12 protein-coding genes and 1 tRNA gene are annotated in these 14,106 nt (G+C 59.7%); 7 read left to right on the plus strand and 6 right to left on the minus strand.

The window, feature by feature from the left end; all coding sequences use genetic code 11:
* Positions 1-182: 182 nt before the first annotated feature.
* Positions 183-899: a metallophosphoesterase gene (locus ABH15_RS11800; protein WP_128694586.1), complete on the minus strand. Its 717-nt coding sequence runs from the start codon at positions 897-899 to the stop codon at positions 183-185.
* Positions 896-3,532, minus strand: coding sequence for an ATP-dependent helicase (locus tag ABH15_RS11805; RefSeq protein ID WP_128694587.1), 2,637 nt, complete (start codon positions 3,530-3,532; stop codon positions 896-898). Before ABH15_RS11805 ends, ABH15_RS11800 begins: the two co-directional genes overlap by 4 nt.
* A 525-nt stretch (positions 3,533-4,057) precedes the next feature.
* Here ABH15_RS11805 and hxlB point away from each other — a divergent pair.
* The 4 genes from hxlB (at position 4,058) to ABH15_RS11825 (ending at position 7,465) form a co-directional block, all read left to right on the plus strand.
* Positions 4,058-4,657, plus strand: coding sequence for a 6-phospho-3-hexuloisomerase (hxlB, locus tag ABH15_RS11810; RefSeq protein WP_128694588.1), 600 nt, complete (start codon positions 4,058-4,060; stop codon positions 4,655-4,657).
* 21 nt (positions 4,658-4,678) lie between these two features.
* Entirely contained in the window at positions 4,679-5,785 is a 1,107-nt protein-coding gene (locus ABH15_RS11815; RefSeq protein ID WP_128694589.1) for a pyridoxal phosphate-dependent aminotransferase, read from the plus strand.
* 6 nt (positions 5,786-5,791) lie between these two features.
* Positions 5,792-6,829 carry a M42 family metallopeptidase gene (locus tag ABH15_RS11820; RefSeq protein WP_128694590.1) on the plus strand — a complete coding sequence of 346 codons (1,038 nt, stop codon included), beginning with the start codon at positions 5,792-5,794 and terminating at the stop codon, positions 6,827-6,829.
* 102 nt (positions 6,830-6,931) lie between these two features.
* The gene (locus ABH15_RS11825) at positions 6,932-7,465 is read left to right on the plus strand and encodes a DUF421 domain-containing protein (protein ID WP_128694591.1); all 534 of its coding nucleotides are present in this window, start codon (positions 6,932-6,934) and stop codon (positions 7,463-7,465) included.
* An 808-nt stretch (positions 7,466-8,273) separates the two neighbouring features.
* On the opposite strand, the gene ABH15_RS11830 is transcribed toward ABH15_RS11825, so the two are convergent.
* Positions 8,274-8,501, minus strand: coding sequence for a ferredoxin (locus tag ABH15_RS11830; RefSeq protein ID WP_128694592.1), 228 nt, complete (start codon positions 8,499-8,501; stop codon positions 8,274-8,276).
* Between the two features lie 140 nt (positions 8,502-8,641).
* On the opposite strand from ABH15_RS11830, the gene ABH15_RS11835 reads away from it, so the two are divergent.
* On the plus strand, positions 8,642-9,943 hold the full coding sequence (locus ABH15_RS11835; protein ID WP_128694593.1) for an STAS domain-containing protein: 1,302 nt from the start codon (positions 8,642-8,644) through the stop codon (positions 9,941-9,943).
* Here the strand turns inward: ABH15_RS11835 and ABH15_RS13720 are convergent.
* The 3 genes from ABH15_RS13720 to ABH15_RS11845 all read right to left on the minus strand — a co-directional run bounded on the left by ABH15_RS13720 (position 9,927) and on the right by ABH15_RS11845 (position 11,193).
* Positions 9,927-10,085, minus strand: a complete 159-nt coding sequence (locus ABH15_RS13720; RefSeq protein ID WP_164913747.1) for a hypothetical protein — start codon at positions 10,083-10,085, stop codon at positions 9,927-9,929. The genes ABH15_RS11835 and ABH15_RS13720 overlap by 17 nt on opposite strands.
* A gap of 199 nt (positions 10,086-10,284) precedes the next feature.
* Positions 10,285-10,356: transfer RNA gene (locus ABH15_RS11840), tRNA-Arg, on the minus strand.
* 192 nt (positions 10,357-10,548) lie between these two features.
* On the minus strand, positions 10,549-11,193 hold the full coding sequence (locus tag ABH15_RS11845; RefSeq protein ID WP_128694594.1) for a hypothetical protein: 645 nt from the start codon (positions 11,191-11,193) through the stop codon (positions 10,549-10,551).
* A gap of 250 nt (positions 11,194-11,443) precedes the next feature.
* Here ABH15_RS11845 and ABH15_RS11850 point away from each other — a divergent pair, with 250 nt between their 5' ends.
* Together ABH15_RS11850 and ABH15_RS11855 are read left to right on the plus strand one after the other, a co-directional pair.
* On the plus strand, positions 11,444-12,973 hold the full coding sequence (locus ABH15_RS11850; protein WP_128694595.1) for a glycosyltransferase family 39 protein: 1,530 nt from the start codon (positions 11,444-11,446) through the stop codon (positions 12,971-12,973).
* Between the two features lie 15 nt (positions 12,974-12,988).
* A complete protein-coding gene (locus tag ABH15_RS11855) occupies positions 12,989-14,104 on the plus strand; it encodes a glycosyltransferase (RefSeq protein WP_128694596.1) in 1,116 nt (371 codons plus the stop codon).
* Positions 14,105-14,106 lie beyond the last annotated feature (2 nt).

The following is a 14,106-nucleotide window of genomic DNA, read 5'->3' on the forward strand; positions in this document are numbered from 1 at the left end:
GGCGCTACTCATGCCTATTCGGCGAGCGTTGCGACGAGGGGATAGAAGAAAGCGCCATTCCGGTTCTGTGAAGTAGAGCCAGAACTTCACCGGGTTGACTTCAGGGTGTTCCGCAGGGCACTCCCAGCAGCCCTCATCCTGCGTATCCCGGCACGCCGGGAAGAGAGACCATGCCGCCGTCTTCACATCAGCCGCCGCATCTCCGCGAGGGGCGGGAAGATCACGACCTCGCGGTCGACCTCCACCACCGGCTGGAGCCTCCCCGCATCCACCCGCCGGAGGAGGGGAGAGAGGAAGTCGCGGCCTTTCGCGTAATTGATGATGACGCCCGGGGAGAGCGGGTTGAACGCGGGCATCATGATAAGGTCCTTCCCGTTCACGACGCCCTGCCCGTAGAGGAAACAGGGGAACCGCTGCAGTTCGATCTCGATCACCGGGTGGTCGTGCCCCATCACCAGAAATCCGTGGTCGGGGAACGTCTGGTCGCCGTGGATCACCGTATACTCCCCGGCATCGTAGCGTTCGACGCTCCCTGCCATCACCGACGGAAGCATGGTATCGTGCGACCCCCGGACGAAGACGACCTCGCACTCCGCCCGGAGCCGCTCAACGATCGTCACGAACTTCTTCTGCACGCTCCGGGCGATGCGGTCGAAGGAGTGGAAGATATCGCCGTCGAGGACGAATATCTCCGGACTGAACCGCTCGAGGATCGCCTCGAACCGGTCGAGGAGGGTCGCCCCCTCACGGAGCGGGAAGTGCAGCCCCTGTGCATAGAGTGTCTCTTCAAGGCCGATATGGATGTCGGAGACGACGCAGAGCTTCTTCTCGCGGATATAGAGGGCACCAGAGAAGAAGTCGAACCGCTCGAGGAGCTCCGCCTCCATCGCACAGTTCACGCCGCCATCTCCCCCGCGATGCTGCTGATCACCCGGCGCTGGAATTCCCGCAGGAGCGAGAGCTTGTCCTTGACGTAGACGGCGTCGCTGATACCGAGGGTCGCTATCCCGAAGGCCATCGGGCTCGGCGAGGGAGCGGCCGTCTGCACCACCTCGATCCCGCCGTCCCGGATGGCGGCGACGATCTGCTTGATATTCGCCACCTCAAACTTATCCTCGATAACCTCGCGGTAGGTCTCCTTCATTACCGCGAACTCCGGAAGGCTGCTTGCGAACGAGATCAGCATATCGGCGCTCACCTGCTGCCGCCGGGCGCTCCTCCGCCGTCCCATGTAGTTCCGGAGGATCATGTAGGAGCGGGACGCGTTGATCCGGAAGAGACGCTTCAGGAGCTGGGTGTTCTCGATCGCGACCTCGAGGATAGCCTCGCAGTCCTCGGGTCTGAGCCGGGCGAGGATGGCGGGGAGATCAGCACTCTTCTCAAGCGGGATCGAGACGGCAAACCCCGTATCGCTGATCCCGACCGAGACGTTCGTCGTCACCTCCTGCGAGATGAGGTAGGCGACGATCCGGGAGAATCCATCGTTGAACCGGAGGCCGTAGTTGGTCATTACGTAGTAGAGGCGACGCTGATTCGTCGTGTCCGCCTGCTCCTCGACGACGATCCGCTCCGGCGTCGGGATCGCGTCGGTTCCGAGATATCCGGCCTGGTGCTCGAAGATCTCGCAGATGCTCCGGGCGCTGTTCCCGTCGATAGGATATCCGGCAAGCAGGTGATCGACGAGCTCCTCCCGTCCCATCTCCTGCATCAGCCCGATCATCCGCTCTTTGAAGAGGAGGACATGCCCGCCGAGGTCGAAGGAGAGGGGGAGCTTCTCCGAAAACCAGCTCGGTATCGTGGGGCGATCCCGCGTCGGGTCGACGTAGAGTTTTCCCCCGCGCCGGTAGACGAACGTGTAGCGCTGCCCGCCGAGGGTGAAGACATCGCCCTTGTTCATCCGCTCGAGGTACTTCTCGTCGAGCGTGCCGACCCGCACCTGGTCCCGGGTGAGGACGTCGCAGGAGAACTCGTCCGGGATCGTCCCCGAGTTTAAGAAGTAGATCATTCGTGCGTTCCGCCCGCGCTTGCCGAATGTCCGGCTTTCTGCGTCGTACCAGATCTTGGCGTAGATCTTCCGCTCCTCGAATCCCGCGTAGTCACCGGAGAGGTAGCGGATGACGCTCATGAACTCCTCCTCGTCGAGCGTGCGGTAGCAGTGGGAGCGCCGGACGACGGCGAGCGCGGTGTCGATATTCTGCCCGCCGTCGAGCGCCATCCCGAAGACGTGCTGGGTGAGGACGTCGAGGCAATTCTCCGGGATATGGATCCGGTCGACAAAACCGCCCCTTCCCTCGCGGAGCATCACCGCGCACTCCACGAGCTCGTCGCGGTCGAGGACGAGGATCCTCCCCTTCACGACCTCGCCGAGCCGGTGGCCGGCCCTGCCGATCCGCTGGAGGAGCGCGGCGACCGATTTCGGGGAGCCCACCTGGAGGACGAGATCGATATAGGGCATATCGATCCCGAGTTCGAGCGAGGTCGAGGAGGTGGCGACCTTCAGTTCCCCGGACTTGAGTTTATCCTCGACGGTAAGCCGCCCTTCCGTCCCCATCGACCCGTGGTGGCACCCGGTATTCTCGCCCGAGTAGTAGCCCGGATAGCGCACCCGGAGGTTATGGAGAACCCGCTCGGCACCGTTCCGCGTATTCGTGAAGACGAGGGTGTTTTTGTGCTCCTGCACCATCTCATGGATAATAGCGTAGAGGCGGGCGTTCACCTCCTCGGGAGAGGCCTCGATGAGATCCGGAACCGGGCAGACGAGCTCGAGGTCGAACTCCCGGGCAAACCGGGTATCGACGATCGTCACGTCGCGCTCCGCCCCCGCAAGGAACCGGGCGATCTCGTCGAGCGGCTCTATCGTCGCCGAACAGCCGATCCGCACGAACCCGCCGTCAGGTCTTCCGATGAGCTCCTCGAGCCGCTCAAGGCTGACCGAGAGGTGGACGCCCCGCTTCGAACCGGCGAGCGAGTGGATCTCGTCGACGACGACCCAGCGCACGGTCTTAAGCTTCTCCCGAAAGCGCGGGGAGTTTAAGAGGATAGCAAGCGTCTCCGGGGTGACGTTGAGAATGTGCGGAGCCTTCCGGCTCATCTTCGCCTTATCCGCCCGCGAGACGTCGCCGTGCCGGATGGCGTGCCGGATGGGCGTCGCGGCTATACCGCGCTCCTCCATGATCTCCCTGACCCCGGCGAGGGGCTCGGCCAGATTCTTCTGGATATCGTTTGCGAGGGACTTTAAGGGCGATACGTAGAGGCAGTAGACGCTGTCGGCAAGCCCTTCCGTCCGCGAAAGGACGCAAAGCCCGTCGATGATCGCAAGAAACGAGGAGAGGGTCTTCCCCGAACCCGTCGGCGAGCAGATAAGGACGTTCTTCCCCTCGTGAATGAGGGGTACCGCCATCCGCTGCGGGGGTGTAAAGAGAGCGTCCCGCCCGCCAAATTTTCGTATACACCACTCTCTGACATTCTCGTCCAGGAGCGCGAGGACTGCGCCGTCGCCCGCCTCCGTTGCTGCTGTCGTAACACTGCCCATGGGATACTCCTGCCATCACTGAAACTTCTCTGCCATCTCTGCCCGCGGAACACGGGCGAAGGGCGGCTCGCTGCGTATGCTGCGTGCGGTCCGGCCGGCGGGGGATTTTTAGACAATGCTTTCGGCATTTTTATATTGAGTAAAGCATGATGTAATGAAACGCAATTCCCCGCAAAAACTACAGCCAGACGTTTCGTTCGTACCAATGTACTGAGGGACACTCTTTCATATTCTTTTTCCCGGAAACATACAGGATCCGGAGAGGCGTTACAGATTTTTACCAGATATAATAGACCAAAATAGAAAGAAGGCTCAAAAATAACCGAAACGGCACAATCAAGCAGAGGGATCCGCCGAGAGATCGGCAGCAGAAGATGTACGCAAAAATAAGGGCACTTTCTGCACATTCGCCCCGGTCAGAGGACTGCGCCCGGAACGCTCCGCCATACGCCCCCATGTCCGGCGTTAGGACAGAAGCAGATATTCTAATGTATGATCTGATGACAACGTGTAACAGGAAGTACGATGACAAATCACCCGGTTAAGGACATGATGCGGCTTATGGCAACCAAGATACGCACGATCGCCGATGTCACGTCCGATGAAGAGATCGATGCGCTGCTGAACGAGATACTGAATGCAGACCGCATCTATACGATAGGCGCCGGCCGTTCCGGACTCGTGGCGAAAGGTTTTGCAATGCGGCTCATGCACCTCGGGCTGCAGTCCTTCGTCGTCGGCGAGACCGTCACCCCGGCGATGAGGAAGGGAGATATCATCATCGCGTTCTCCGGGTCGGGCGAGACGAAGACGGTTGCCGATATCTCCGAGACCGTCAAGGAGATCGGCGGCAAAGTCTGCCTGATCTCATCGAAGCGGGATTCCCGGATCGGCCGCATGGCCGACTGCACCGTCATCATCGAGAGCCAGCGCGACAGGGTCACCGACGAGTCTGTGGAGTTCGAGATCAGGCAGATGATGGGCGAGCACAAATCGTTCGCACCTCTCGGCACCATCTTCGAGACGACGGCCATGGTCTTTGCCGACGCCATCATCTCCCGCCTCATGGAGATCACCCAGTGCGACGTCGAAGATCTCCGGTGCCGGCACGCAAATATCGAGTGAACGGGGATACAAACGATCGACATGACGACACGACGATACGCCCGACGGGTTCTCGGGGTCGAGGCGTCGGGGATACGAAAACTCTTCGACGCGGGAGGGCCTGACGCGATCAATCTCGGCATCGGCCAGCCCGACTTCGATACGCCCGACCATATCAAGGAGGCGGCGATCCGCTCGATCCGCGAGGGGAAGACAGGCTACACCGCAAACGCCGGTATAATCGAGCTCCGGGACGCCATCTGCGAGAAACTGCAGCGGGAGAATACCCTCCCCTATACCCCGGAGCATATCATCGTCACGGCGGGCGGGAGCGAGGCGCTGCACCTCGTGATGCAGACGCTCGTCGATACCGGCGATCGTGTCCTCTTCGCCGACCCCGGGTTCGTCGCCTACCCGACACTCGCAACCCTTGCCGGCGGGCGCCCAGAGGGGCTGGCGCTCGATGCGACGCTGCATATCGACGTCGAGGCGGCGAAAGAGCAGATGGACGGCGCACGCCTCTTCATCCTGAACACCCCCGCAAACCCCACGGGAATGGTCGAGAGCGAAGCGTCCATCCGGGCGCTCGTCGAGTACGCGAACGACCGGGGCGTCACCGTCGTGAGCGACGAGGTTTACGAACATTTCACCTACGAAAAAGAGCACTGCAGTGCCGCCCGCTACGGCGAGGACGTCATCACCATCAACGCCGCGAGCAAGACCTACGCCATGACCGGGTGGCGGGTAGGGTTCCTTGCAGGGCCTACCGAATACGTCGACCAGTGCATGAAAGTGCACCAGTACTGCCAGGCCTGCGCCACCGCCGCCTCTCAGTACGCCGCCCTCGCCGCGTATACCGGCGACCAGACGCCGGTCGCAGCAATGCGGGACGAGTACCGCGCCCGCCGGGACATCCTCTACGACGGGTTGACCGGTATCGGACTCGAGTTCCCGCGCCCCGAAGGCGCGTTTTATATGTTCGTCCCGATGGGGCGAACGCTTATACAACAGGCGATCGAGAAGGGAGTGGTCATCGTCCCGGGCGAGGCGTTCGGTCGGAACGCTGCAGGCTACGCCCGTTTCAGTTATGCAACCTCGCGGGAGAACCTCGTGCGGGCGGTCGAGAGACTGGAAAGACTCATGGAGTGAAAAATAATGGTAAAAGAACTACTGCGAACGCTCTCCGATGCACACGGTCTGACGAGCAGCGAAGGGAACATCAGGGAGATCGTCAGAAAAGAACTCGCCGGGCACGTCGACGAGATCCGCGAAGATACCATGGGCAACCTGATCGCCGTCAAACGCGGCGGGGATTTCTCGATCATGGTCGCCGCCCACATGGACGAGATCGGCCTGATGGTGCAGTATATCGATGACAAAGGGTTCATCCGGGTCGTCCCGCTCGGCGGCTGGTTCGGACCTGTCCTCTATACCCAGCGCGTCGTGCTGCACGGTGCGAAGGGCCCGGTCCGCGGCGTCATCGGGGCGAAACCCCCGCACAAGATGAAGGACGAGGAGCGGAAGAAGGAGATCAAGATCGAGGATATGTTCATCGATATAGGTGCGGCGAGTGCCGACGAGGTGGCAGCGCTCGGCATCGAGATCGGAACGCCCATCACCATCGACCGCGAGTTTGCCGACCTTGCAGGGAACCGGGTGACAGGTAAAGCGCTCGACAACCGCGTCGGCGTCGCGATGCTGATCCGGACGCTCCAGCAGGCAAAGTCCCCGCATACCATCTACGGCGTCTTCACCGTCCAGGAGGAGATCGGCCTGAAAGGCGCGAAGGTCAGCGCATATTCGCTGAACCCCGACTGCGCCATCGCAACCGACGTCACCATCCCCGGCGACCACCCGGGTATCGAGAAGCGTGACGCGAGCGTCGAGATGGGCAAAGGCCCGGTACTCGTCATCGTCAGCGCCAGCGGACGCGGGCTGATGGCCGATCCCAGGATGACCGCATGGCTCCGGGAGACCGGCAAGAAGAACGATATACCCGTGCAGATCGAGGTGGGGACAGGCGGAAACACCGACGCGACCATCATTCACCTGGAGCGGGAGGGCATTCCAAGCATCCCCCTCTCCATCGCTGCGCGCTACATTCACTCCCCGGTCGAGGTCATCGACATGGCAGATCTCGAGGCAGGCATCAGGCTGCTCGTCGAGGCGCTGAAGACCCGCCCTGCTCTCTAATTTTTTTGCTGCCTGCAAGCGGGCATACAGTTTATATATTCCAGGGAAAGTAGGGTTCCCTCCGTACGGCGGGCGCACGATACGGATACGGGGGGGCGGCATATGACCTGGATCGAGGATATTGTCATCGGAAATCTCTTCGACTACGCGAGACTGCTCATCGTCGGCATCTTAGCCTACCTTGCTCTGGTGATCATTCTCCGCATCTCAGGTAAACGGACGCTCGCCGCGATGAACGCCTTCGACTTCATCGTCACCGTCGCCATCGGTTCGACCCTTGCAGCGGTCATTACGTCCACGACCGTATCGCTGCTCGAGGGAATCCTCGCACTCTTCATCCTCGTCGGCCTCCAGTACGTCGTCACCTGGTCATCGGTCAGATTTAATCTCGTCGAACGGATGGTCAAATCCGAACCGCGCCTCCTCTACTACGGGGGCGAACTGCTCCGGGACGCCATGAAGGCGGAACGGATCACCGAGGCGGAGATAGAGCAGGCGCTCAGGGCGCACGGGACAGACAGCCTTGCGAGCGTGCACGCGATCGTCCTCGAGACGAACGGGAACATATCGGTTCTCCCAGAGAGCGACAAAGGAAAGGTAACCTCACTCTCGAACGTCGTCGGACCGAGGCCATAGACGGGCATAGGGCTTCCCACCGTTCTGAGCGGGAGGATTTCATCGCCTGGAATTGCACGGCAATCCGCAAGAGGCACAAGACTACTGAAAAGAACGGTGCCCGAGAGAGAAATGCATACCCTAGGTGCATTCCGGACTGCGGTGAGATGTCTTTGTCATGCATAAGTCTTGTACCGACTCGACTTATGCATTCACCTCACCACGGCGATGCACCTTCAGGTGTGATCCCCCTCTCAGGCAAACACTCCCATAGTCTCTATACTATATAATGATTTTTCAACAATTGCCACAGCCAATACAACCAGGCATGACCAGGCCGCCCCTCACCCATCCGCGGCAGATCTGTGCAGAAACGATCGTTCCCACAGGGAGAGAACGCAAGGACGGTGACAGGCGTCAGCAGCCAACCGGCATGGCGGCAGACCGTCAAGAGGCTCGCCACAGAAGGCGGGTATCCTAATAATCCCCCCTGTAATCTGCGATGCGGGATTCAGGCGATTAAAAAGAACCGCGGCCTATGAGACAGCCCATCGACAGTGCCCCGGCAGAGTGCCGCACCATAACATAAGAAGAGGGTGCCCGAGAAATGAATGCATACCAGAGGATGTATCCCGGATCAGGATATCGTGTCTTTGTCATTTACAGGCTTATACCGTCTCGACCTGTAAATTCACGGTATCCCGACGATGTATCCCGGTCTGATCCTTTTCTCAGGCAGACACCCACAGGACGGCAGAACACATATACTTTTGTTGGCCATAACCTTGACAATTCCCTGCAAGCGGCACGGTGCCGTCCAGCAGCCCGATCAATCCTCGACGAATATCACCGTCACCGGACACTGATCGGCGGCCTCACGGACACAATCCTCCTGCGATGCAGGTGCGTCCCCTTCTGCTGGGTCGTCCCCGAGCCGATACGGCTTGGTTACCTGGCTGAGCTCGTCGTTCGGATTCTGCTCAAAGAAATCGGGGCAGAGCAGCCAGCAGGCCTCGCAGCTGATACAGCCTTCCCGGTCGATCGTAACTTTCACCATTGTTTCAGTCCTCCATGGTCATCCATCGTCAGGACACTCATCCCAGTTAAACGTAGCGCATCCCGCGAGGCACCCTGACCCCCCGGCACGGTTTGAAAATGCTTAACCGGAACCGTTCCGATACCGTACTCGGGAAAGAGATGGATATACACTGTGAACGAAGAGACGGCGTCCTGATCGCCACCCTCACGGGAAGACTCGACGGATTCGGCGCCGGCCGCCTATCGGAGGGTATCGCCGCAGCCCTGCAGGACGATGACCGTGCAATCGTCCTCGACTGCAGCGCCATGACCTACCTCAGCAGCGGAGGAATTCGCGTATTCATCGCTCTGCGGAAACGGATGAAAGAGCGCAGCGGCTCCGTCGCCCTTGCAGGAGTCGGCGACTACCCGCGAAAAGTCCTCGAGATGGCGGGAGTCCATACCATCCTCTTGATCTATCCGACGCGGCAGGAAGCGGTCGCCGCATCTTCCGCCCCGGGAGCGAGCCTCTCCGTCCTGCAGGAGATAGAGCGACCTTCGGCGGTGCAGAGCGGCGTGCGCTACTCGATAGAACCCGTATCCCGGAAGAAGAGCGCACTCCGCGTCGTCGGGAGCCTTGAGAACGTACTCTATGCACGGCTCGGAGAGGAGGATATCCGCACCCTCCGCTTCTCCGACACCGGCTACGCTCTCGGCCTCGGGGCGCTCGGGGAGGATCTCTCCGATGCATTCTCCCTCCTCGGCGAGATGGTGTCCCTGCACGGCGCGATGGTCTGGCTGCCCACCGACGGCAATAACACACCGGATTTTTTCGCACCGGTGAAGGATACGGGAGACGTCCGGATCTACTCGGGGTTCAATGTCGCCCTCGACGGCCCGTTCGCCGAGATAATCACCATAGAGACCGGAAGCGAAGACGGGATCACCCTTGCGGACCTCTACCGGCTGATCTTCAGCCTCGCTGAAGAGCGAAGGCTGGAACATGCCGGCGTCGTGGCCGTTGCCATGTGGTCGGTGGTCGCCGGGGTCTGCAGCTCCGGGGTGAAGCACGCCCCCGTCCGGAGGTGCGCCCCCGCGGACGGTTCGTCGATTATGGATCCGCAGAATATCGAAGAGTGGCTCGCAATCGATGAAGAGCCGAAGTACCGCGGGGATACGATGGTCAGTTTCGGCATCGGCGTCAACCGTACCGGCGACCTCTCTTCCTTCGACCCCGGGTGCATCGCGTCGCTCTCCTATCGCCATCCGGCAAACCCCGGTGCCGAAGCGATGTACCTGCATAACCACGGCGTCGTCTTCAGGAATGTTCCCTGGGACGGAACGCTCGATCTGGATACCCGTATCCGGTGGATCGTGAACGAGGGCGAGTTCGTCGATATGCGCCACCTTCTCGACAGCACCCGGATACGGCGAGCGAAACTCGGCGTGGCGTATATCACGGAGATCACGCGGGAACCCTGACGGCTCTGCAACCGCCTTTTTCAGAGTTCCGAGCCCTGAAGACCGTCACCTCTGCGGATGCCGGGAGGAGCCGGACGAATACACGTACTCTTTTTGTCGGAGGATCGTTCCTCGCAAACCCGAGCATTTCGGCGAACTCCATGGCTCCACCCGTGGCGCACCGCCATCGGTCGGCACGCTCTCCGGGAAGGCGGCTCAGATCCTCAACCCGGATACTGATAACGGCAGTCTTGACCGCTCCTGCGGGCGAACGGTACCAGGAAAGAACCGGCAGTTCTCATTCATCGGGACACGATACAAAGAGCAGAAGGCTGTCGTAAGGAGATGAGAAAAATAAATGACGCCCCGGCCGGGACTTGAACCCGGGTCAAAAGCTCCGCAGGCTTCTAGGATATCCACTACCCTACCGGGACTTGAGGGCTGTTAGACCTGCCTAATAAGGTAGATCTTCCAGGGATAAAAAGCATTCCTCTCCGGGTGGAGCGCCCACACCCGGAGAACTGTTCGTTGCTTCACCAATGCTCCATGAATTGAGGAGATAGCCGGAGATGCGAGTGGATTCAGACGAGATCTTAAAAAAAGGCGACAGGGAACTGCAGCAGGATCTACGGCGAACCTGCGCGCATCCTCACATCGACCTTGACCAGGTTGCCGGTCATCTCGATCAGGTACACGCCTGCCGTCCTCACCGTCACCTCTTTCCGGGCCTCGGTGCTGTACGTCTTTGCAAATCCATCCTGCAGAACGATCGCTCCGCTCCCCTGGTCGCGAACCGTCACGGTAAACCAGGCCTGATTATTGATGTTGGTCACGGTCACGGTCTCTTCCTTCTGCGAACCGTACTGGCTGGTGACGGTCTTCGTCCGGGTGACCATATCGGGTGTCACCGCAAACGCAATCACAAGCGGCGGTGACGAGAGGTTGTAGACGAATGCGTCAGTCGTGTAGTTGTACCGTGCCGTGGCATTGTATATCTCAAGATACGTGCTATTTCCCTGACCCGCCTCGGGCGGTGCCCGGTACGTCGGTTGCGCAAGACCGCTGCCGCCCGCGGTGGTCGGGTAAGGCGTCGCCTGCGTGACGTACGTATGGGTGGGCGTAACCGACGATGTACCCGAACTGCCGCTCCCCGACGACGACGCTGCCGACCAGAAGGAGGACTCTTCCGGCGGGAGATCAGCACACCCCGCCGATGCGAGCGCCAGAATCAGGATGGCTACGAAAAATACCCCGCTGATTACCCTTTCCATGGAGTAGGAGTTGCACAATCGAGTATTTATGCTTTTACTCTCGGAAAATCGGGGAAATAAAGAGACGGCGGCATACCTGCACCGTTCAACGGCATGCACGTTCATGAAACAGAACCCCCGCACCCGAAGGGTTGCGGGAAATAATGTTTCGAGGGGAGATACGGCCGCAGCTCCGGGCCGGCAGGGTCGCAGAGGCAAACCGGCCTGATGCCGCCCAGCAACCATTATCTGCGCCCGCACCATAGATTTAATGATTCTCATGAAGAAGAAGCAGGGGAGAGAGAAAAAAGAAAAGCCGTCTTCGTCGAACGTATTCTGTGACACAACACCCGGCGACGGAACTGCGATGGAGGAGACCTCGCTCCCCGGACGGATACTGACGCTCGCGAAGACCTGCCCGTACATGCAGATGCTCGCCGTCCTTACCGCCGTCGGGCTGCTCTTACGGTTATACAACCTCGGCTACAACTCCCTCTGGCTCGACGAGGCGTCGACGCTCTACTTTGCCCGCCAGTCACTTGCAGGCATCTGGGCGAGCACGGCAGGAGGCGAGTTCAACCCGCCCCTCTTCTACTGGATGGAGCATATCATGCTCGTCTTCGGAAACAGCGAGTTCATCCTCCGCCTTCTCCCCGCACTCCTCGGCGTACTGACGATACCGGTCTTTTACTTCGTCGGAGCGACGTTCCGGGATAAGAATACCGGCATCATTGCGGCGGCGCTCCTGACTTTCGCTCCGTTCCACATCACGTACTCCCAGGAGGCGCGTGCGTATGCACCGATGCTCTTCTTCTTCGCGCTCTCCCTCCCCTTCTACTTCAAGGCACTCCGGACGAACGACCTATCTTCCTGGATACTCTTCGGCATCCTCTCGTCCCTTGCCTTCTGGACACACTTCTACGCCTTCGTCCCGGTCGGCATTCTCCTGCTCTTCGGACTCGCCGCTCAGGCGGGAGAACTCAAGAAAGACCTCGGACAAATGAAAAACCTGATCATCGGCGGGCTGGCATTCGTCCTCGCCAGCCTCCCCCTCATCATCGTCACCGCAGGCCTCTTCGTGGAACGGACGGCGGCCGCCCCGACCTACGGCATCCAGAGCCTCCCCATCATCTACGAAACGGTGCGGCAGGTCTCGGGGTACAACGAGTTCGTCATGATCCTGTTCCTGGTGCTCTTCGTCGTCGGCACCGCTTTTGTCTGGAGAGACAACAAACAGGGAGCACTGCTCCTCATTACCATGATGGTTCTCCCGCTGATCGTCAGCCTTCTGCTCTCGACGAGCATGCCGATGCTTCCGCGCTATCTCATCTACCTCCTGCCGTTCTACTTCGTCGGGATCGCCGCATCGTACCAGGCTCTCTTCACGGTATTCCCGGGGAAAAAAGCCATCTACCTCTTTATCGTGGTCATCATGCTGCTGAGCGTGCCGTTCCTTGCCTCGTACTATACCGAGTACCAGAAGAACGACTGGCGAGGCTTTTCGGCAGCCCTCGGAGAGAACACGGCGGCCGGGGACGTCGTCGTCGTGATGCCCGGCTATATGCACCAGCCACTCAACTACTACTACGACAATACAACGGACAGCACTATCGAGTACGGGGCCACAACCTCCCAGGATCTTATATCGATACAGGACAGGCACGCTAATACCCGGACATTCTATGTCGTGACCGGCGATCTCAATGCCGCAAACCCGAACGGAGACGCCCTTGCCTGGCTTCAGCAGAACACCAGGTATGCAGGACAGAATATGGGGATATACCTCTTCGTATCGCCGTAAACGAGGAGACGGAATATGAATACCGACTATGACCTCTCCGTCATCATCCCCACCTTTAACGAAGAAGAAAATATCGCGGCGATCGTCGAAGCAGTGGATGACGTTCTTACCGCGAGCGGTCTTCGCGGCGAGATCCTCATCGTGGACGACAACTCCCGTGACGGCACTATCGGGATTGCAGAGGGACTTGCAGCACGCAAAACCAACGTGCGGCTCATCGTCCGGATGCACGATCACGGCCTGTCGCAGTCGGTCGTCGACGGCTTTTCGCATGCCCGGTCAGGGATCTTTCAGGTGATAGACGCCGACTTCTCCCATCCTCCGGAGCTCATCCCCAGCTTCTACGAAGCGATTCAGCGGAGTAACGACGTCGCTATCGGCAGCAGGTACATGAAAGGAGGGAGCATCGAAGCGTGGCCGCTGAAACGGCGCATCATCTCCCTCGGTGCGACGGCTTTCGGCCGGGCGCTCTTCCCGGATATCACCGACCCGGTGAGCGGCTTTTTTGCCGTCCGCCGGAGCGTCGTTGCCGATGCACCGCTCAAACCGCGGGGCTATAAAATTCTCATGGAGGTTCTCGGCAAGGGACGCTGGGACTCATTCGTCGAGATCCCCTTCGTCTTCAAAGACCGGGAAGAAGGCGAGAGCAAACTGAAACCCGCAACGATACTCGACTACCTCAAACAGTGCAGCGATATCGCGTTCTTCTCGCTCCGGCACCGTAACGGGGCGGTCTGGCATGAGTGGAAGAAGATCTTCAGTTTCGGGCTCGTCGGGATATCGGGAATTCTCGTCAACATGGGGCTGCTCTATCTCCTGACCGAATACGCAGGACTCTACTACCTTCTCTCGGCTCTCATCGCCATCGAACTCTCCATCATGAACAACTTCTTCTGGAACGACGTCTGGACGTTTAAATCGCCGAAGAACCTCCGACTCGAGCGGAAACTGCATCGCTTCGCATCGTTCCAGTTCGTCGCGATCGGCGGCCTCCTGATCAACCTGACCGTTCTGTACGTGCTGACCGAGATCGCAGGGGTATACTACCTGCTCGCAAACCTTGCAGGAATCCTCATCGCATTCGCCTGGAACTACATGGTCAACAGGCACTATACCTGGAAGTCCGCATAGTC

The sequence above is a fragment of the Methanoculleus taiwanensis genome (genome assembly GCF_004102725.1).
Lineage (GTDB): Archaea > Halobacteriota > Methanomicrobia > Methanomicrobiales > Methanoculleaceae > Methanoculleus_A > Methanoculleus_A taiwanensis.

What these genes read in the sequence shown, in the direction of transcription:
- ABH15_RS11805 (WP_128694587.1), bottom strand. Translation starts at nt 3,532, where the DNA reads ATGGGCAGTGTTACGACAGCAGCAACGGAGGCGGGCGACGGCGCAGTC.
- hxlB (WP_128694588.1), top strand. Translation starts at nt 4,058, where the DNA reads ATGACAAATCACCCGGTTAAGGACATGATGCGGCTTATGGCAACCAAG.
- ABH15_RS11815 (WP_128694589.1), top strand. Translation starts at nt 4,679, where the DNA reads ATGACGACACGACGATACGCCCGACGGGTTCTCGGGGTCGAGGCGTCG.
- ABH15_RS11820 (WP_128694590.1), top strand. Translation starts at nt 5,792, where the DNA reads ATGGTAAAAGAACTACTGCGAACGCTCTCCGATGCACACGGTCTGACG.
- ABH15_RS11825 (WP_128694591.1), top strand. Translation starts at nt 6,932, where the DNA reads ATGACCTGGATCGAGGATATTGTCATCGGAAATCTCTTCGACTACGCG.
- ABH15_RS11830 (WP_128694592.1), bottom strand. Translation starts at nt 8,501, where the DNA reads ATGGTGAAAGTTACGATCGACCGGGAAGGCTGTATCAGCTGCGAGGCC.
- ABH15_RS11835 (WP_128694593.1), top strand. Translation starts at nt 8,642, where the DNA reads ATGGATATACACTGTGAACGAAGAGACGGCGTCCTGATCGCCACCCTC.
- ABH15_RS13720 (WP_164913747.1), bottom strand. Translation starts at nt 10,085, where the DNA reads ATGGAGTTCGCCGAAATGCTCGGGTTTGCGAGGAACGATCCTCCGACA.
- ABH15_RS11845 (WP_128694594.1), bottom strand. Translation starts at nt 11,193, where the DNA reads ATGGAAAGGGTAATCAGCGGGGTATTTTTCGTAGCCATCCTGATTCTG.
- ABH15_RS11850 (WP_128694595.1), top strand. Translation starts at nt 11,444, where the DNA reads ATGATTCTCATGAAGAAGAAGCAGGGGAGAGAGAAAAAAGAAAAGCCG.
- ABH15_RS11855 (WP_128694596.1), top strand. Translation starts at nt 12,989, where the DNA reads ATGAATACCGACTATGACCTCTCCGTCATCATCCCCACCTTTAACGAA.